The organism is Pseudomonas sp. UBA6315 (genome assembly GCF_002438125.1).
Taxonomy (GTDB): domain Bacteria; phylum Pseudomonadota; class Gammaproteobacteria; order Pseudomonadales; family Pseudomonadaceae; genus Aquipseudomonas; species Aquipseudomonas faucium.
In genome coordinates this window covers 16,678-33,220 of sequence record NZ_DJTF01000133.1, presented here as the reverse complement: position 1 = coordinate 33,220, position 16,543 = coordinate 16,678, and the positions used below count along the sequence as shown (strand labels likewise).

At 64.0% G+C, this 16,543-nt stretch carries 21 protein-coding genes and 1 riboswitch; of the genes, 12 read left to right on the top strand and 9 right to left on the bottom strand.

Translation table 11 applies throughout. The features are described from left to right. Complete coding sequence (locus tag B3E94_RS15655) at nucleotides 1-987, bottom strand: NAD(P)/FAD-dependent oxidoreductase (RefSeq protein ID WP_286914213.1); 987 nt, start codon at nucleotides 985-987, stop codon at nucleotides 1-3. 186 nt (nucleotides 988-1,173) lie between these two features. On the opposite strand from B3E94_RS15655, the gene B3E94_RS15650 reads away from it, so the two are divergent. Continuing rightward, on the top strand, nucleotides 1,174-2,079 hold the full coding sequence (locus B3E94_RS15650) for a TIGR01777 family oxidoreductase (RefSeq protein ID WP_286914212.1): 906 nt from the start codon (nucleotides 1,174-1,176) through the stop codon (nucleotides 2,077-2,079). A gap of 13 nt (nucleotides 2,080-2,092) precedes the next feature. Further along, a complete protein-coding gene (hemH, locus tag B3E94_RS15645; RefSeq protein WP_286914210.1) occupies nucleotides 2,093-3,106 on the top strand; it encodes a ferrochelatase in 1,014 nt (337 codons plus the stop codon). A 121-nt stretch (nucleotides 3,107-3,227) separates the two neighbouring features. Here the strand turns inward: hemH and B3E94_RS15640 are convergent, their stop codons facing one another. Continuing rightward, complete coding sequence (locus B3E94_RS15640; RefSeq protein WP_236237875.1) at nucleotides 3,228-4,502, bottom strand: uracil-xanthine permease family protein; 1,275 nt, start codon at nucleotides 4,500-4,502, stop codon at nucleotides 3,228-3,230. A 2-nt stretch (nucleotides 4,503-4,504) separates the two neighbouring features. Further along, a complete protein-coding gene (gene upp, locus B3E94_RS15635; RefSeq protein ID WP_176516791.1) occupies nucleotides 4,505-5,143 on the bottom strand; it encodes a uracil phosphoribosyltransferase in 639 nt (212 codons plus the stop codon). Nucleotides 5,144-5,304: 161 nt separating this feature from the next. On the opposite strand from upp, the gene B3E94_RS15630 reads away from it, so the two are divergent. The 4 genes from B3E94_RS15630 to B3E94_RS15615 all read left to right on the top strand — a co-directional run bounded on the left by B3E94_RS15630 (nucleotide 5,305) and on the right by B3E94_RS15615 (nucleotide 7,220). Continuing rightward, nucleotides 5,305-5,862, top strand: coding sequence for a hypoxanthine-guanine phosphoribosyltransferase (locus tag B3E94_RS15630; protein ID WP_176516792.1), 558 nt, complete (start codon nucleotides 5,305-5,307; stop codon nucleotides 5,860-5,862). 2 nt (nucleotides 5,863-5,864) lie between these two features. Then, entirely contained in the window at nucleotides 5,865-6,338 is a 474-nt protein-coding gene (locus B3E94_RS15625) for a WbuC family cupin fold metalloprotein (RefSeq protein ID WP_286914208.1), read from the top strand. 52 nt (nucleotides 6,339-6,390) lie between these two features. After that, nucleotides 6,391-6,861: a hypothetical protein gene (locus tag B3E94_RS15620; protein ID WP_176516794.1), complete on the top strand. Its 471-nt coding sequence runs from the start codon at nucleotides 6,391-6,393 to the stop codon at nucleotides 6,859-6,861. Nucleotides 6,862-6,929: 68 nt separating this feature from the next. Next, complete coding sequence (locus B3E94_RS15615; RefSeq protein WP_286914207.1) at nucleotides 6,930-7,220, top strand: PA4642 family protein; 291 nt, start codon at nucleotides 6,930-6,932, stop codon at nucleotides 7,218-7,220. A gap of 63 nt (nucleotides 7,221-7,283) precedes the next feature. On the opposite strand, the gene mqo is transcribed toward B3E94_RS15615, so the two are convergent. Both mqo and B3E94_RS15605 read right to left on the bottom strand, forming a co-directional pair. Then, on the bottom strand, nucleotides 7,284-8,789 hold the full coding sequence (gene mqo, locus B3E94_RS15610) for a malate dehydrogenase (quinone) (RefSeq protein WP_176516797.1): 1,506 nt from the start codon (nucleotides 8,787-8,789) through the stop codon (nucleotides 7,284-7,286). A 603-nt stretch (nucleotides 8,790-9,392) separates the two neighbouring features. Beyond that, nucleotides 9,393-9,626, bottom strand: coding sequence for a hypothetical protein (locus B3E94_RS15605; protein WP_176516799.1), 234 nt, complete (start codon nucleotides 9,624-9,626; stop codon nucleotides 9,393-9,395). Between the two features lie 146 nt (nucleotides 9,627-9,772). Between B3E94_RS15605 and B3E94_RS15600 the strand changes: the two genes are divergently transcribed. Further along, nucleotides 9,773-10,357 carry a YajG family lipoprotein gene (locus tag B3E94_RS15600; protein ID WP_176516801.1) on the top strand — a complete coding sequence of 195 codons (585 nt, stop codon included), beginning with the start codon at nucleotides 9,773-9,775 and terminating at the stop codon, nucleotides 10,355-10,357. Between the two features lie 72 nt (nucleotides 10,358-10,429). Here the strand turns inward: B3E94_RS15600 and B3E94_RS15595 are convergent, their stop codons facing one another. Beyond that, a complete protein-coding gene (locus B3E94_RS15595) occupies nucleotides 10,430-10,636 on the bottom strand; it encodes a hypothetical protein (protein ID WP_176516802.1) in 207 nt (68 codons plus the stop codon). Between the two features lie 160 nt (nucleotides 10,637-10,796). On the opposite strand from B3E94_RS15595, the gene B3E94_RS15590 reads away from it, so the two are divergent. Continuing rightward, entirely contained in the window at nucleotides 10,797-11,057 is a 261-nt protein-coding gene (locus B3E94_RS15590; RefSeq protein ID WP_286914205.1) for a hypothetical protein, read from the top strand. A 123-nt stretch (nucleotides 11,058-11,180) separates the two neighbouring features. On the opposite strand, the gene B3E94_RS15585 is transcribed toward B3E94_RS15590, so the two are convergent. After that, nucleotides 11,181-12,350: a 1-acyl-sn-glycerol-3-phosphate acyltransferase gene (locus B3E94_RS15585; RefSeq protein WP_236237871.1), complete on the bottom strand. Its 1,170-nt coding sequence runs from the start codon at nucleotides 12,348-12,350 to the stop codon at nucleotides 11,181-11,183. Nucleotides 12,351-12,472: 122 nt separating this feature from the next. On the opposite strand from B3E94_RS15585, the gene B3E94_RS15580 reads away from it, so the two are divergent. The 4 genes from B3E94_RS15580 to B3E94_RS15565 all read left to right on the top strand — a co-directional run bounded on the left by B3E94_RS15580 (nucleotide 12,473) and on the right by B3E94_RS15565 (nucleotide 14,551). After that, the gene (locus B3E94_RS15580; RefSeq protein WP_286914204.1) at nucleotides 12,473-12,658 is read left to right on the top strand and encodes a CPXCG motif-containing cysteine-rich protein; all 186 of its coding nucleotides are present in this window, start codon (nucleotides 12,473-12,475) and stop codon (nucleotides 12,656-12,658) included. Beyond that, entirely contained in the window at nucleotides 12,658-12,918 is a 261-nt protein-coding gene (locus B3E94_RS15575; protein ID WP_176516809.1) for a putative signal transducing protein, read from the top strand. The genes B3E94_RS15580 and B3E94_RS15575 overlap by 1 nt, the downstream gene beginning before the upstream one ends. A gap of 15 nt (nucleotides 12,919-12,933) precedes the next feature. Next, the gene (locus B3E94_RS15570) at nucleotides 12,934-13,554 is read left to right on the top strand and encodes an SOS response-associated peptidase (RefSeq protein WP_286914202.1); all 621 of its coding nucleotides are present in this window, start codon (nucleotides 12,934-12,936) and stop codon (nucleotides 13,552-13,554) included. Nucleotides 13,555-13,735: 181 nt separating this feature from the next. After that, nucleotides 13,736-14,551 carry a M48 family metallopeptidase gene (locus B3E94_RS15565; protein ID WP_176516811.1) on the top strand — a complete coding sequence of 272 codons (816 nt, stop codon included), beginning with the start codon at nucleotides 13,736-13,738 and terminating at the stop codon, nucleotides 14,549-14,551. A 112-nt stretch (nucleotides 14,552-14,663) separates the two neighbouring features. Here the strand turns inward: B3E94_RS15565 and B3E94_RS15560 are convergent, their stop codons facing one another. Next, nucleotides 14,664-15,245, bottom strand: coding sequence for a TMEM165/GDT1 family protein (locus B3E94_RS15560; RefSeq protein WP_176516900.1), 582 nt, complete (start codon nucleotides 15,243-15,245; stop codon nucleotides 14,664-14,666). A gap of 90 nt (nucleotides 15,246-15,335) precedes the next feature. After that, nucleotides 15,336-15,456: riboswitch (yybP-ykoY riboswitch) on the bottom strand. Between the two features lie 39 nt (nucleotides 15,457-15,495). Further along, nucleotides 15,496-16,494 (bottom strand): class I SAM-dependent methyltransferase, encoded by a 999-nt coding sequence (locus B3E94_RS15555; protein ID WP_176516812.1) that lies wholly within the window; start codon nucleotides 16,492-16,494, stop codon nucleotides 15,496-15,498. Nucleotides 16,495-16,543 lie beyond the last annotated feature (49 nt).

The window sequence follows — 16,543 nt, the reverse complement described above, 5'->3', positions numbered from 1 at the left end:
CTATTCGAGGTGCTCCAGCAGCCGCCGTGCGGCTTCCTGGCCGCTGAGCCAAGCGCCCTCGACGCGGCCGGACAAGCACCAGTCGCCGCAGGCGTACAGCCCCTGGTCGGCATCGGCCAGCGCGCCCCATTCATGGTTGCCGGCGGGTCGTGCATAGAGCCAGCGATGGGCCAGGGCGAAGCTCGGTGCGGGGATCACGCAGCGGACCAGTTCGGCGAATTCGCCCCAGAGCTGTTCGATCACCTCTTCCTTGGCCAGGTCGATGTGCTGTTTGCTCCAGTCCGAGGTGGCATGCAGCACCCAAGTGTCCAGCTGTGAGTCGCGGCCGGGCTTGCTGCGGTTGCGGGCGAGCCAGTCCAGCGGGTTGTCCTGCACGAAGCAGCCTTGCATCGGCGTGTCCAGCGGGGTCTGGAAGGCCAGGGCGACGGCCCAGGTCGGCTCCATCACAACGCCTGCGGCCACTGCCGCGAGCTTGGGTGTGGCGGCCAGCAATGGCGTGGCCTGAGGCGCGGGCACGGCAATCACCACGCGGCTGTAAGGGCCATGGCTGCAGCCTTCGGTATCTTGCAGGTGCCAGTACTGTTTGCCGCGAAACACTTCGGCGATGCGGCAGCCGAAGTTCACCGTCACGTCCTTGAGCAGGCCGCGAGTGATGGCGCTCATGCGCGGCACGCCGACCCAGCGGGTCTGTTCGTCGGGGGAGGGGGTGAGTGCGCCGTCGCGGTAGTTGTACAGCTGAGGCTTCCACTGCTCGGCCCAGCCCGCTTCCACCCAGTGCTGCACCTGTTCGACGAAACGCCGGTCGCGGGCGGTGAAGTACTGTGCGCCAAGGTCGAGGGCGCCGGCTTCGCTGCGCTTGCTGGCCATGCGCCCGCCACTGCCGTGGCCTTTGTCGAACAAGTGTACGGACTGCCCGGCCTTTTGCAGGGCCTGGGCTGCGGAAAGGCCGGCGATACCGGCACCGATGATGGCAATAGGTACTGTCATGATGGCCTCTTCGAACCTTGCTGTACGCAGACTACGCTGTCAGGCAAACCTGTACAATGCACAATGTTTGTATAAGGTTATTCCGCTTATAGGGCAGGGTGGCCTATGTTTATCCGAGAGCGTTTGGTTAAAAAAGTGCCTTGTTGTTAAAAATAGACCATCGCCGCACTCTGCGAGGACACAGCCATGCATATATTGCTGACAGGTGGTACCGGCTTGATCGGCCAGCACCTGTGCCAGTTCTGGCTCGGCCAGGGCCATCGGATCAGTGTCTGGAGCCGCCGTCCTGATCAGGTACCCCGCCTGTGCGGCAGGGGCGTGCGCGGTATTGCCCAGTTGCAGGAGCTGGCGGCGGACGACCCGGTGGACGCCATCGTCAACCTGGCCGGTGCGCCGATTGCCGACCGGCCGTGGACGGCGGGCCGGCGCCAGTTGCTGTGGGCCAGCCGCATCACCCTTACCGAGCAGTTGCTGGCCTGGCTGGAAAGCCGCGAGCAGCGCCCTGAGGTGTTGATATCCGGCTCTGCCGTGGGTTGGTACGGCGATGGCGGTGAACGGGAGCTGACCGAGGCTTCGCAACCGGTGCGCGAAGATTTCGCCAGCCAGCTGTGCATCGCCTGGGAAGAAACCGCCCAGCGTGCGCAGCGCTTCGGGGTTCGCGTGGTGCTGGTGCGCACCGGGCTGGTACTGGCCAGCGACGGCGGCTTTTTGTCGCGCCTGCGCCTGCCGTTCAAGCTGGGGCTGGGCGGGCCTCTGGGCAATGGGCGGCAGTGGATGCCGTGGGTCCATATAGACGACCAGGTCGCCCTGATTGAATTTCTCTTGCAGCACAAGGACACCAGCGGTCCTTATAATGCCTGCGCGCCAGAGCCGGTGCGCAACCGCGAGTTCGCCAGGCGCCTGGGCCGTGCCTTGCATCGGCCGGCGTTCATGCCCATGCCTGGGCTGCTGCTCAAGGCCGGGCTTGGCGAGCTGTCGACCTTGCTGCTCGGCGGCCAGCGGGCGCGCCCGGTGCGCCTGCTGGCAGCGGGCTTCACCTTCCGCTTCAACGATCTGCAATCGGCCCTGGACAATCTGTCCAGCCGCCTCTGACATAGGACGCTGCATGACCGATCACGCCCTGCTGCTGGTCAACCTGGGTTCCCCGGCCTCCACTTCGGTGGCCGATGTGCGCCGTTACCTCAACCAGTTCCTGATGGACCCCTACGTGATCGACCTGCCCTGGCCGGTGCGGCGTTTGCTGGTGTCGCTGATCCTGATCAAGCGCCCGGAACAGTCCGCCCATGCCTACGCCTCGATCTGGTGGGACGAAGGCTCGCCGCTGGTGGTGCTGACCCGCCGGTTGCAGGCGGCGATGGTCGAGCACTGGCCCCATGGCCCGGTGGAGATGGCCATGCGCTATGGCCAGCCGGCGCTGCCGGACGTGCTCGCGCGCCTGGCTGCCCAGGGGGTGCGCAAGGTCACCCTGGCGCCGCTTTATCCACAGTTCGCCGACAGCACCGTGACCACGGTGGTGGAGCAGGCCAGGCAGGCGATTGCCACTGGCCAGTTGCCGCTCGAAATGCGCGTACTGCAGCCGTTCTACGATCACCCGGCATACATCGAGGCGCTGGCCGCCAGTGCTAGGCCGCACCTGCAACAGGACTACGATCACCTGCTGCTGAGCTTCCATGGCCTGCCGGAGCGGCACCTGAAAAAGCTCGACCCCACCGGCAAGCACGATTTCCAGGCGGCAGACTGCTGCGCCGGCGCCAGCGCCGAGATGCGTGCGGTGTGCTACCGCGGCCAGTGCCTGGCCACGGCCAAGGCCTTTGCGGCGAAGATGGGCATTGCCGATGGCAAGTGGTCGGTGTCGTTCCAGTCGCGGTTGGGGCGGGCCAAGTGGATCGAGCCGTATACCGAGACGCGCCTGGATGAATTGGCCAAGGCTGGGGTGAAGAAGCTGCTGGTGATGTGCCCGGCGTTCGTGGCCGACTGCATCGAGACGCTCGAAGAGATCGGCGATCGGGGCAAGGAGCAGTTCATCGAGGCGGGGGGCGAGGAGTTGGTGCTGGTGCCTTGCCTGAATGATCACCCGGAGTGGGTGAGGGTGCTGGCGGGGATGTGCGAGAAGGCCTGAACTGGGGACATCTGCCTAGGCCTCTTCGCGGGGCAAGCCCGCTCCCACAGGTTCACCGCAGAGCTGAAACATGTGGGAGCGGGCTTGCCCCGCGAAGAGGCCAGAGCAGGCTAGCGCTGGCTCAAGGCAACTGATCATCCAGCTTCTTGTGCTTCCAGCTGTCGTTGCCCGGCAGGATCAGGTTCAGCGCAATGGCCACGATGGCGCACAGGGCGATACCTTTCAGGCCCCAGTCGTCCGGGCCGTCGCCGCTGCCGATCAGCACGCCGCCGATACCGAACACCAGCGTCACCGAAACGATCACCAGGTTGCGTGCCTCGGCCAGGTCGACCTTGTGGCGGATCATGGTGTTCATGCCCACCGCCGCGATCGAACCGAACAGCAGGCAGAGGATGCCGCCCATCACCGGCACCGGAATGCTCTGCAGCAGCGCACCGAACTTGCCGATGAAGGCCAGGGTGATGGCGAAGATCGCCGCCCAGGTCATGATTTTCGGGTTGTAGTTCTTGGTCAGCATCACCGCGCCGGTCACTTCGGCATAGGTGGTGTTGGGCGGGCCGCCGAACAGGCCGGCTGCCGTGGTCGCCAGGCCGTCACCCAGCAGGGTGCGATGCAGCCCGGGCTTTTTCAGGTAGTCACGACCGGTGACGCTGCCCACCGCGATGACCCCGCCGATGTGCTCGATCGCCGGTGCCAGGGCAACCGGAACGATGAACAAGATGGCCTGCCAGTTGAACGCTGGCGCTGTGAAGTTGGGCAGCTCCAGCCAAGGCGCGGCAGCGATCTTGGCGGTGTCGACCACGCCGAAGGCGAACGACAGGGCAAAGCCGACCAGCACGCCGGAAATGATCGGCACCAGGCGGAAGATGCCTTTGCCGAAGACCGCGACGACCAGGGTGGTGAGCAGCGCCGGCATAGAGATCAGCATGGCGGTCTTGTACGGCATCAGCACCGCACCATCCCCGCCCTTGCCCATCGCCATGTTGGCGGCGATCGGCGCCATGGCCAGGCCGATGGAGATGATCACCGGGCCGATGACCACCGGAGGCAGCATGCGGTCGATGAACCCGGTGCCCTTGATCTTCACCATCAGGCCCATGAAGGTGTACACGAAACCTGCAGCCATCACGCCGCCCATGGTCTCGGCCAGGCCGAACTGGCCCTTGGCGAGAATGATCGGGGTGATGAAGGCGAAGCTCGATGCCAGGAACACCGGCACCTGACGGCCGGTGACCAGCTGGAACAGCAAGGTGCCGATACCGGCGGTGAACAGCGCCACGTTCGGATCGAGGCCGGTGATCAGCGGCATCAGCACCAGCGCGCCAAATGCCACGAAGAGCATCTGCGCGCCCGAAACGACCTGGCGCCAGAGCGGGTCGTTGAAGCCGTCCTGCATGGTCAGGCGTCCTTCTGCTTGGTGCCGAAGATCTTGTCACCGGCATCGCCCAGGCCCGGCACGATGTAGCCGTGCTCGTTCAGGCGCTGATCGATCGAGGCGGTGTAGATGCGCACGTCCGGGTGGGCTTTTTCCACCATGGCGATGCCTTCGGGTGCCGCGACCAGGACCATGGCGCGGATTTCCTTGCAGCCGGCCTTCTTCAGCAGGTCGATGGTGGCGACCATCGAGTTGCCGGTGGCCAGCATCGGGTCGATGATCAGCGCCAGGCGCTGGTTGATGTCCGGCGCGAGCTTTTCCAGGTAGGTGTGCGCTTCGAGGGTTTCCTCGTTACGCGCGACGCCGACGGCACTGACCTTGGCGCCCGGGATCAGGCTGAGCACGCCGTCGAGCATGCCGATACCGGCGCGCAGGATCGGCACCACGGTAATCTTCTTGCCGGCGATTTTTTCCACCTGAACCTTGCCACACCAGCCATCGATCTCGTAGCTTTCGAGGGGCAGGTCCTGGGTGGCTTCGTAGGTCAGAAGAGCGCCGACTTCCTGGGCGAGTTCGCGAAAATTCTTGGTGCTGATGTCGGCACGGCGCATGAGGCCGAGCTTGTGGCGGATCAGCGGATGGCGGATCTCACGAGTGGGCATAGAGGGCTCCGAAAGGCGGGCAAAAAAACCGCGCTAGGTTAATCTATTCAGCCTTTGCTGTCGTGCAGTCCTTTTGCACGTTAGTCCATAAATGCTTGATCTGTGACGAGCGGATGCGTACCTTTGCCCGCTTTTCCAAAATGCACCCCCCGGAGAGCGCCATGTCCGCTGATCTCGAGCACATCCGTCAAGTCATGCGCGAGGCAGACTGCCTGTACAACGAAGCCGAAGTGGAAGCGGCCATCGCCAAAGTCGGCGAGCAGATCTGCAAGGACCTGCACGACAAGAACCCGGTGGTGTTCTGCGTGATGAACGGCGGCCTGATCTTCGCCGGCAAACTGCTGACCCACCTGCAGTTCCCGCTGGAAGCCTCGTACCTGCACGCCACCCGCTACCGCAACCAGACCAGCGGCGGCGAGCTGTTCTGGAAGGCCAAGCCTGAAGTGTCGTTCATCGACCGCGACGTGCTGATCGTCGACGACATCCTCGACGAAGGCCACACCCTCAGCGCCATCATCGAGTTCTGCAAGCACGCCGGTGCCCGCTCGGTGCACACTGCCGTGCTGATCGACAAGGACCACGACCGCAAGGCCAGCCCTGATTTGAAAGCCACCTATGTAGGCCTGTCCTGCGTGGACCGCTATATCTTTGGTTATGGCATGGACTATAAAGCTTACTGGCGCAACGCAAACGGCATCTTCGCCGTCAAGGGAATGTAATCATGAGCCAGCCCGCCTTCATCGACCAATCGCTGTTTGCCGGGCTGGCGCTGAAAGCCGCCGATGCCCCGCGTGGGCGGCATCACCACAATTTCCACGAGATGGATGACCCTTGCCACCGCCTGGCGGTTGGCTTGCAGCCGTCCACCTATATCCCGCCGCACCGGCACCTGAGCGACGACAAGGCAGAGACCCTGCTGGCGCTCAAGGGCCGCCTGGGCCTGCTGGTGTTCGACGAGCTGGGCAACGTCACCGGCAAGCGCCTGCTCGAGGCGGGGGGAGAATGCCTGGGGGTCGACCTGCCACCTGGTATCTACCATGGGCTGGTGGTGCTGGAGGCAGACAGCGTGCTGTTCGAGTGCAAGGCCGGCCCGTATCGCCAGTTGGGAGAGGGCGAGCATGCCCACTGGGCGCCCCGTGAAGGTGAGCCCGGTGTGGCCGACTATCACGCCTGGATGATCGCCCAGTTCGATTGATTGCGCCCTTGGGGCGCGTGCTAGAGTGCGCCTTCATGCCAAGGAGCCTCACATGCGCGCGATTCTTCCCCTGCTGCTGGCGGTGAGCCTGCCGCTCGCCGCCGCCCCCCTGCACAGCCAATTCCTCCCGCCCGATGACCAGGCCCTGCGCCAGCAAGCGCCCACTGCCCAGCAACTGTTGCAAGTGACCGATTATTCGGTGGTGGTCGGTGCCCAGCGCCAGTCCGACCAGCAGCCCATCCCGATCACCGCCTCGCTGCAGATGCGCCTCAAGGGCAAGCCGCTGAGCAAGGGCGCGACCATCGGCCAGGTGCTGCTGACCTTCGATGGCGAAGCGGGCAAGAGCTTGAAGAAGCCGGTGTACGACGAAAAGTCCCGTACCTTGAACCTCAATTACCCGGCCAGCGATTACCGGGTAATCATGGACCTGCTGCGCAACGAGACCGTGTACGTGCAGTTCCTCACCTATGCCAACGGCCATGTCTGGGCCGACCTGCACACCGGCACCGTACGTACGCGTTGAGGCGCGCGGCCTGTGGGGGGTAAACTGCCGGCCTTCGAAATCCCGTGATGGTCCAGTTGGAGCCGGCAATGCGCAAAGACAAGAAGCAGGTGATTGTTGACGAGATCAGCGATGACTACGTCAAGACGTTCCTCCAGTTCGAGCCGGCCGATGGCGTGACCTCGCCGTCGCTGCACAAGCTGGTCAAGGCCTACCGTGGCTTGCGCGTGGATGACTTCGAGCGGTTCGTCGGCTTCTTCGTCGAGGCCGGCTATGACCTCGATGGCAAGGACGAGCACGGCAAGACCTTCGTCGAGCAGATCGCCGACCAGCGCAACGCGCCTGAATATGTCGAGATCATCGCCAAGGCTCGTGGCTGATCCAGCGCCGAGGTAACAGGCACAAAAAAACGCCCCGAGGGGCGTTTTTTCGTTTCAGCCGGTTCAGGCGTAATGCTTGGCCGGGCTGTCTTCCACCAGCTCCAGCGCCGCATCGTTCTCGGCGCTGATCTTGTGGTACAGGGCTGCATCGGTCGCCAGGACCTTCTCGCGGGCCGGGAAGATTTCCTTGAGCTTGGCAGCCCAGGCACCCTTGGCCTGCTCGGGGAAGCAGCGCTCGATCAGCTCGAGCATGATCGACACGGTCACCGACGCGCCCGGCGAAGCGCCGAGCAGTGCCGCCAGGCTGCCGTCCTGGGCCGAGACCAGCTCGGTGCCGAACTGCAGGATGCCGCCTTTCTTCGGGTCTTTCTTGATGATCTGCACGCGCTGGCCGGCCACTTCCAGGCGCCAGTCTTCTGCCTTGGCTTCTGGGTAGAAGCGACGCAGGGATTCCAGACGCTGCTCCATCGACTGCATCACTTCGCTGACCAGGTACTTGGTCAGGTCCATGTTGTCGCGGGCCACGGCCAGCATCGGGCCGATGTTGCCCATGCGCACCGACAGCGGCAGGTCCATCAGCGAACCGTGCTTGAGGAACTTGGTGGTGAAGCCTGCGTACGGGCCGAACAGCAGCGAAGTCTTGCCGTCCACCACGCGGGTGTCCAGGTGCGGCACCGACATCGGCGGTGCGCCGACCGCGGCCTGGCTGTAGACCTTGGCCTGGTGCTGCTTGACGATTTCCGGGTTGTCGCAACGCAGCCACTGGCCGCTGACCGGGAAGCCGCCGAAGCCTTTGCTCTCCGGGATGCCCGACAGTTGCAGCAGCGGCAGGGCCGCGCCACCGGCGCCGAGGAACACGAAGCGGGCGTCGACTTCGCGGCTGCCGCCGCTGTTGACGTCTTTGATGCTGACGGTCCAGCCGCTGCCGTTACGGCGCAGGCCGACGACCTTCTTGCTGTACTTGACCTGCGCATCGGCAGAGTCGCCCAGCAGTTTGAGCAGCTTGTTGGTCAGGGCGCCGAAGTTGACGTCGGTGCCTTTGGTCACGCGGGTGGCGGCGATGTGCTGGTCGGCCGGGCGGCCGGGCATCATCAGCGGCATCCAGTCGTTCATCACGGCCTTGTCTTCGGTGTACTCCATCTCGGCGAAGGCGTGATGCTGCTTGAGCATCTCGAAACGCTTCTTGAGGAAGGCCACGCCTTTGTCACCTTCGACGTAGCTCAGGTGCGGGACAGGGTTGATGAAGGCACGCGCCGAGCCGAAGTTGCCTTTCTTGCTCAGGTAGGCCCAGAACTGGCGCGAGACCTCGAACTGGGTGTTGATGTGCACCGCCTTCTTGATGTCGATGCTGCCATCGGCAGCCTGCGGCGTGTAGTTCAGCTCGCACAGGCCGGCGTGGCCGGTACCTGCGTTGTTCCAGGGGTTGGAGCTTTCCGCGGCCCCGGAGTCCATCGCCTCGACGACCTCAAGCTTCAGGGTCGGGTCAAGCTCCTTGAGCAGTACGGCCAGGGTGGCACTCATGATGCCCGCGCCTACCAGTACTACATCAACCGATTCGTTCTGCGCCATTTAACGCGTCTCCACAATCTACAGCTACCTAATTGACAGCATAGGACCCCAGGGTCGCCAGGATCGCCATGTCCGACTCTTCGCAGTTCTTGCAACTTCCGCGGACACCGCCAATCAGTCTTTGGGTTCAGGTATTGAACGCCGTTTGCCACGGGTGCGGCAATTCGACTTATGGTCAAGGTGTCGTGCGTGCGCTATGGAACGGCCTCAATCACCCATTGGGAATGAGCGCTTTAGCCGCCTGTTCAGGGCTGTTCGGGACACATCTGCCGCTTTTGCACATGCCAGACTGTTCATTGCTCGCCACACTCTCGTGAAGTTGTGAAAAACCGTTTTTTCACGCTCTTTTGGAGACGTGAACCTCAAAAGGGGACTGCGCGATGGCAACCCACAGGTTCATGCAGTGCGAAGGGCCGGAAAAGCAGGCACGACAGCCGTTGCAAGACCTGAGTGGAAGGCTCTCTGTGGGCTGGGGCGGTGAAGGTGCCGGGGTCAAGCGGCAGGTGCGGGGCCCGATCAGGAGACGTCCTTATAATCGGGGGGAGATTATAGCGATGTCGCGGGCAGAAAGGTCGTAATTCGTGGTTTTTATTGCAGCGTTTGTCAGGCTGGCAGGCTGCGCTGCTGCCAGCGGCGGTTTGCATGGCTGCAAACCCGTGCTTCGGCGGGCAGCTCGCGGCCCAGCCAGGCCAGGTGGATTTCGCCGATCTGCACCCAGCCACTGCCCCCTGGCGGCTGGCGGCATTGCTTGAATGCAAGGCACTTGCCCTGGTCGTCGAGGCGGGCATAGCAGTTGTCGCGCGGGCGTTGGAAGAGCAAGGTCCAAAACGAGGCCATGGCAGCGAGTCCTGTGCATTTAGGGCTTGGCGCAAGGATAACGTTGCCGCCATGAAACGATTGTGACAGGGGTGCCGGGCCGATGACTGGTCAGCCCTCGGCTAGGTATACTGTGGGCCTTTGCCGCATTTTCTGGAGAAACGCGCATGTTGCAACGTCTGTTGTTCGGTTTGATCGCCGTGGCCAGCCTCAGCCTGGTCGGTTGTGCCCACAGCCCGCAACAACTCAGCCCGCAACCCAAGCTCAATGCCCAGCTCGCACCGGTCGGCCACGGCCAGCCGGTGGTGGTCAAGGTGGTCGATGGCCGGGCTTCGCAGTCGCTGGGCACCCGGGGTGGCATGTACCCTGAAACCAGCACCATCAGCGTCAACGGCAACGATGTGGTGCCCAAGCTTCAGGCCCAGGCCGAAGCTGCCGTGCGCCTGCTGGGCTTCACCCCGACGCCCAACGCCTACAACGCGCCACAGCTGACCGTGACCCTGGCCGAGCTCAAGTACCAGTCGCCCAAGGACAACCTGTACGTGACCGAGGCCACCATCGGTGCCACCTTCCGTGCCGACGTGGCCAATGCCAACCGCCGTTACAGCGGCCGCTACGGCGCTTCGCTGGACCAGCGCTTCGGCATGGCGCCGAACCAGGAAACCAACACCAAGCTGGTGGGTGATGTGCTCAGCGACGCGCTGACCCGCCTGTTCAAGGACCCGACCATCGGGCAGGTGCTGGGCGAGTAAGCCTGGCGCTGTAACGCAAGAAAGCCCGCTGCCTGGGTTCAGGCAGCGGGCTTTTTGTTTTCTACGCCTGCATCAAGCGGCTTCGATATGAAAATCCAGCACGCTGACGCCGGTGAGCATGTCCACTTCCGGCAGGTCATGGTGCACATGCCCGCCCAGGGCGCAGTAGACCAGCCACTGGCGGTCCTGGACATTGATCGCAAAACCGTCGATCAGCGCCTGCTGCTCATCGCTCTGGGCCACGAGATAGAGGCGATCCTGGTTTTCGGCGTGCAGCATGAACAAGCTCCGGTATCAGAAGAGGCCGACAGGGTGGCCTGTTCTGATGACGAGCATGTGACAGATGAAATTAAGTGACAGTTGGTCGCCACGGCCGGGCGCGCAGGGTGGACTTCGGTAGAATGCCGGCCTTCGCTGTCGTTCTGTCCGAGGTTGCGTGATGTCGTTGCAAGTGCTCTGGGGCTTTTTGTCCGCCCACCCGACCAAACTGATCAATCTGCTGGCGCTGCTGATGACCTGCCCAGGCGGCTTGCTGCTGCACAGCGCACGGCGGCGCGAGGCCGATGCCCGCGAGAGCCTGGCGGTGGAGGAGGGGGTGGTGGATGCGTTCGACCAGCGCGTGCCGCGCTACTTCTACATCCTGGGGTTCTCTTGCTTGGCCTTGGCCTTGATGCTGTCCTGGTTCAGTACCTGGATCTGATGTTTTGGGGCCGCTTTGCGGCCCTTTCGCGACACAAGGCCGCTCCTACAGGTAACGCGTAACCCTTGTAGGAGCGGCCTTGTGTCGCGAAAGGGCTGCAAAGCAGCCCCAAGGCCCAAAGCCTCAGGCCACCGGCGCCTGCTGCCTGACCTGATACTGATTGCGCACCGGGGTCGCATACTGCAGCACCAGGTACGGCCGCTGCTCCTCGGGGCAGGCATCCAGGCGGCGTTGCCATTCTTCCTTGGCCTTGGCCAGCTCCTCGGCCGGGAACACCTGCTCGGCGCTCGGCACCTGCAGTGCCTCGTCCTTCTCGCTCCACATCGCATAAGCCAGGTAGTGCACCGGGAACAGCCGGTAGCCGCCGAGGATCTGCCGATCGATTTCCTGGGCCAGCTGCTTGGTGTCTTCGTAGTAGTCGGTGACTGGCGCGGCAAAGTTGATGTGCACGCGGCCTTTGTAGCCGGTAATGCCCTTGGCGATGCTGTTGTCGTCCTCGCCCGGGGCCTTCTTGTAGGTGCCGGTGGTGGCGCGGATGTACAGCTCGCGTGCCTTGGCCTGGTCGCAAGGGTCGTATTCGTAGCTGATCGACACCGGTATCAGGTTCAGGCCCTGGATCACGCTGCCGAACGGCTCGTCCTTGCGGCTCATGTGGAACATCTTGAGGATCGCCGAATCGGTGCGGTCGTCGCCGTCCTTGGCCCGCCCTTCGGCCTGGGCGATCCAGATCGAGGTGCCGTCGTTACGGATCGAATGGTTGATGTAGGCCGACAGCAGCTGGTAGGCCGCAAGCTTTTCCCGCCGCCCGGTGATCGAACGGTGGACGATGAAGCTCTTGTTCAGGCGCATCATGTCGCTGACGAACGGCTTTTGCAGCAGGTTGTCGCCGATGGCGATGCGCGGCGTGGGCAGGCCTGCGTGGTACACCGCGTAGTTGACGAAGGCCGGGTCCATGACGATGTCGCGGTGGTTGGCCAGAAACAGGTAGGCGGTGCCCGACTTGAGCTGCTCGACGCCGGAGTAGGTGACGCCGTCGGTGGCGCGCTCGATGGTCTGGTCGACGTAGTACTCGACCTTGTCCTGCAGCGTGGACACGCAGCTGACGCCGGCGAATTCCTTGCGCAGGCGCCGGGCGATCAGCGGCTTGAGCAACCAGCCGAGGGCGCCAGCGGCGCGCGGGAAGCGGAAGTGGGTGAGGATATCGAGAAATGCCGGGTCGCTGAGCAGGCGTGCCAGAACGGCAGGGACCTCAGCGTCGTCGTACGGTCGGATGGCATCGAATTCGCCCATCATGCTCTCTTGTTGGAAACGGCTAGGGTAATAAGGTAGGGGTGGGGCCCGAAAAACGGCTCGGACACACGCAGGCCCTGTAAACAGACCGGCAATTATACGCACAAGTCACCGCGGAGGCCGCGATGCTGGAAATCGACTTCTATGATTGCCCCTATTGTGGCGAACCGGTAGAGACCACCGTCGACCTTTCCGCTGGCGATCGGGTCTACACCGAAGATTGTCAGGTTTGTTGCCAGCCTGTGGTGTTCAGCCTGCAGGTGCATGGTGACGAATGGTTGCTCGAAGTCAGACGCGAGGACGATGCTTGATGCAACGGATCTACGAACCGGAAAACCTGCTGGAGGCCGAGATGCTGGTCGGCATGCTGGCCAGCGAGGGGGTCGAGGTGCACCTGGTCGGGCGTGACCTGATGGGCGGCGTCGGCGAGCTGCCGATGCAGGGTTTGCTGGGCCTGGCGGTGCCCAATGAGCAGGCCGGTTACGCACGGCAGCTGATCGATGCGTACAATGGCGCCCAGCCGCTTGCCGGCGACGAACCGGAGAGTTATCCCGGTACCTTGATCTGCTAGGTTTCGAATTCGCCCATGTGTGGACGCTACGCCCTGTTTCGCTGGCCCCAGGTGCTCGCCGGGTTGCCAGGTTTCCCTGCCGGCCAGCCGGCGCAGTGGAACATCTCGCCCGGTGGCTCGGTGCTGATCCAGCGCCAGCTCGACGGCCAGATGCAAGTGGCCATGGCGCGCTGGGGCCTGACGCCGGCCTGGCTAACCGACCTTTCCCGTACACCTGCCCACGCCCGTGCCGAGACCCTGGCGGAACAGCCGATGTTCCGCGAGGCGTTTCGCCAGCGGCGCTGCCTGATGCCGGCCAATGGTTTCTACGAGTGGCGTGGCACGGTGCGCAAGCGGCCTTACTGGTTGACGCCGGGGGAGGGCTCATCGCTGTATTTCGCTGCGGTGTGGGAGGCGTATCCGGTGCAGGATCAGGTGTGGTTGAGTTGCGCGGTGGTGACCCAGGCGGCGATGAACCAGCGCCGGCCGCTGATTCTCGATGACGCCGGCCAGGCCGCGTGGCTGGACCCTGAAACGCCACTGCCCCGCTTGCACGAGTTGCTGGCCAGCCCCCCGGCCACGCTGCGCGAGCGGGCGCTGGCCAATTTCGTCAATGATCCCAAGCTGGATGCCCCGGAGTGCCTGACCCCGGCCTGATGGGCTGGCCACACTGGCCTCTTCGCGGGGCAAGCCCGCTCCCACCAGTAAGGTGGCGAACCTGTGGGAGCGGGCTTGCCCCGCGAAGAGGCCGATGCAGCTGAATAAATCTTCCCTGCGGCTATGGCAGGCCCAGGCGACTCGGCCTAGGATACGGCGCATGTAAAAAGGGAGTGTTTTCATGCGTAAGTCTTTTGTCGTCAGCCTGTTGAGTGCTGGCATCCTGCTGGCCGGCTGCCAGGCAGTGAATACCACCAGCGGCGGCGCTGTCGGCGTCGAGCGCAAGCAGTACATGTTCAGCATGCTGTCGACCGCTGAGGTCAACCAGATGTACGCCCAGTCGTACCAGCAGACCCTCGGCGAGGCGTCGAGCAAAGGCGTGCTGGACAAGTCCAGCAACGATGCCAAGCGCGTCCAGGCCATCGCCGACCGGCTGATCGCCCAGGCGCCGAAGTTCCGCCCGGATGCTGCGCAGTGGCAATGGGAAGTCAACGTGATCAAGAGCGATGAGCTCAACGCCAACTGCGGCCCCGGCGGCAAGATCATCGTCTACACCGGCCTGATCGATCAGCTCAAGCTGACCGATGCCGAGATCGCCGCCGTGGTCGGCCACGAAATTGCCCACGCCTTGCGCGAGCACAGCCGTGAAGCGATGTCCAAGGCCTATGGCGTGGAAATGGCGCGCCAGGGCGCCGGTGCGCTGTTTGGCCTCGGCCAGGACAGCATCGCCCTGGCAGACCAGGTGGTGAACTACGCCATGACCCTGCCCAACAGCCGCGCCAACGAGAACGAAGCCGACCTCATCGGCCTCGAGCTGTCGGCGCGTGCCGGCTACGACCCGAACGCCGCGATCACCCTGTGGAACAAGATGAGCAAGGCGTCCGAAGGTGCACCGCCCGAGTTCATGAGCACTCACCCGGCATCGGCAAGCCGGATCGCCTCGCTGCAGGCAGCGATTCCCAAGGTGATGCCGTTGTACGAAGCGGCCAAGAAGTAAGTTCGCCTTGGGGCTGCCTTGCAGCCCATCGCCGGCAAGCCGGCTCCCACACTCAATACCCTGTGGGGGCCGGCTTGCCGGCGATGGGCCGCAGCGCGGCGCCAAATTGCAGTTACCCCACCCAGCCACTGGTCTTCATCGCCGAGTACACGGCCACCACGGCCAGCACGATGAAGGCAGCTGCCGCCAGGCGGCGAATCAGTGTCAGCGGCAGTTTCTCCGCCGCGAAGTTACCTGCCAGCACCACCGGCACGTTGGCAATCAGCATGCCCAGGGTGGTACCGATGATGACCATGATCAGGTGCGGATACTGCGCCGCCAGCATCACCGTGGCGACCTGGGTCTTGTCGCCGATTTCCGCCAGGAAGAACGCGATCAGCGTGGTCAAAAACGGGCCGAAGCGGCGCGCCGGGTTCTCATCGTCGTCCATCTTGTCCGGCACCAGCGTCCACAGCGCGGTGGCGGTGAAGCTCGCGGCAAGGATCCAGTGCAAGGTCGTCTCGGTGAAGAACCCGCTGACCCAGGCACCTACCGCGCCAGCGGCGGCATGGTTGGCCAGGGTCGCGGCGATGATGCCGGCGATGATCGGCCAGGGCTTGCGAAAACGGGCAGCGAGGATGAGCGCGAGCAATTGCGTCTTGTCGCCGATTTCGGCGAGGGCAACGATGGCGGTGGGGACCAACAGAGATTCCAGCATCAGGATTCCTACGGGGGCGGGTCGACACGGCTATGACACGTACAGCCTCCCCGCCCCGGGTAAGGTGTGCGTGTCATAGGTCTTGTCAAACCCTGGACCTGTCTGCGCAGATCGTGGGTCGCACGCGCCATGGCCTGTGGGCCAAGTGTGTTGACGCGTGCCGGGCGAGCAAGGCGCTCGCGGGAGACTACTCCCCTAGGACGGTGCGGATTCTGCCTAGCCGAAACGCTTTCGGCAAGCCCTGTTTCTATCCACGTGTGGCACGGTAGATGCGAAAGCCGTCGGCCTCGGCGCAGGTCTGGCAGTTGCCAAGGGCCCCTTCGATCAGCGGCTGGTAGCGCAGGAAGCTGTTCGCTACCAGGCGCATTTCTCCGCCTTTTCGCAGATGTTCGCCCGATTTTTTCAGCAGGTTTTCCGAAGCCTGGTAATTGGTGTGCACGCCGGTATGGAACGGCGGGTTGCTCAGGATCAGGCTCAGGTCACGCGGTGCGGCGTCGATGCCATCGCCGCTGATGACCTCGCCTTGCAGCTGGTTGGCCGCCAAGGTCAGGCGGCTGGCGGCCACCGCGAAGGCGTCCACATCCAGCAGGGTGACCTGGCTTTGTGGATAACGCCGCTTGACCGTTGCCCCAAGCACCCCGGCGCCGCAGCCAAAGTCCAGCACATGGCCGGCCGGCAGGTTGTCCAGGTGCTTGAGCAGCAGCGCGGTGCCGCGGTCGAGGCGGCCGTGGCTGAACACACCCGGCAGGCTGACGATCTGCAGCGGGCCGTCTTCCAGCTCGAGGGTGAAGTGCTCGGCCAGGCTTTCCAGCGGCTTGGCTTCAGGCGCCTGTTCCACGGTCACCTGCCACAGCTGGCAGTGGCGGGCGCTGTCGAGCTTGCGCGGCTTGCCGAATGCCTGCAGCTGCTTGGCCGCACCTTCGATGCCGCCGCGCTTTTCGCCCACCAGGTAGAGTTCACGGCCCGCCAGGCGCGAGGCCAGGGCGTTGAGCAGGTAGGCCGCCAGCTCGCGGGACTTGGGCAGGAACAGCACGGCCGCCTCGAAAGCCACCGGCGGGGCCTCCACGCCATAGTGGCTGCGCCCGGCGAAGCGGCTGTCGAGCATGGCCTGATCGCCCGCGTGCCAGGTCCAGCCATGGGCCTTGGGCAACTGGCCGAGCAGGTCGTCGGCGGGGGCGCCGGCGAGCAGCAGCGGGCCCTGGAACAGGTCCGCCTGGCGGAGCAACACTTCACTGCGCGGGTCCATGGACGACGCCTCCTGAAAAAAGTGGCGCAGTGTAGCAGAGCCGGTCGCT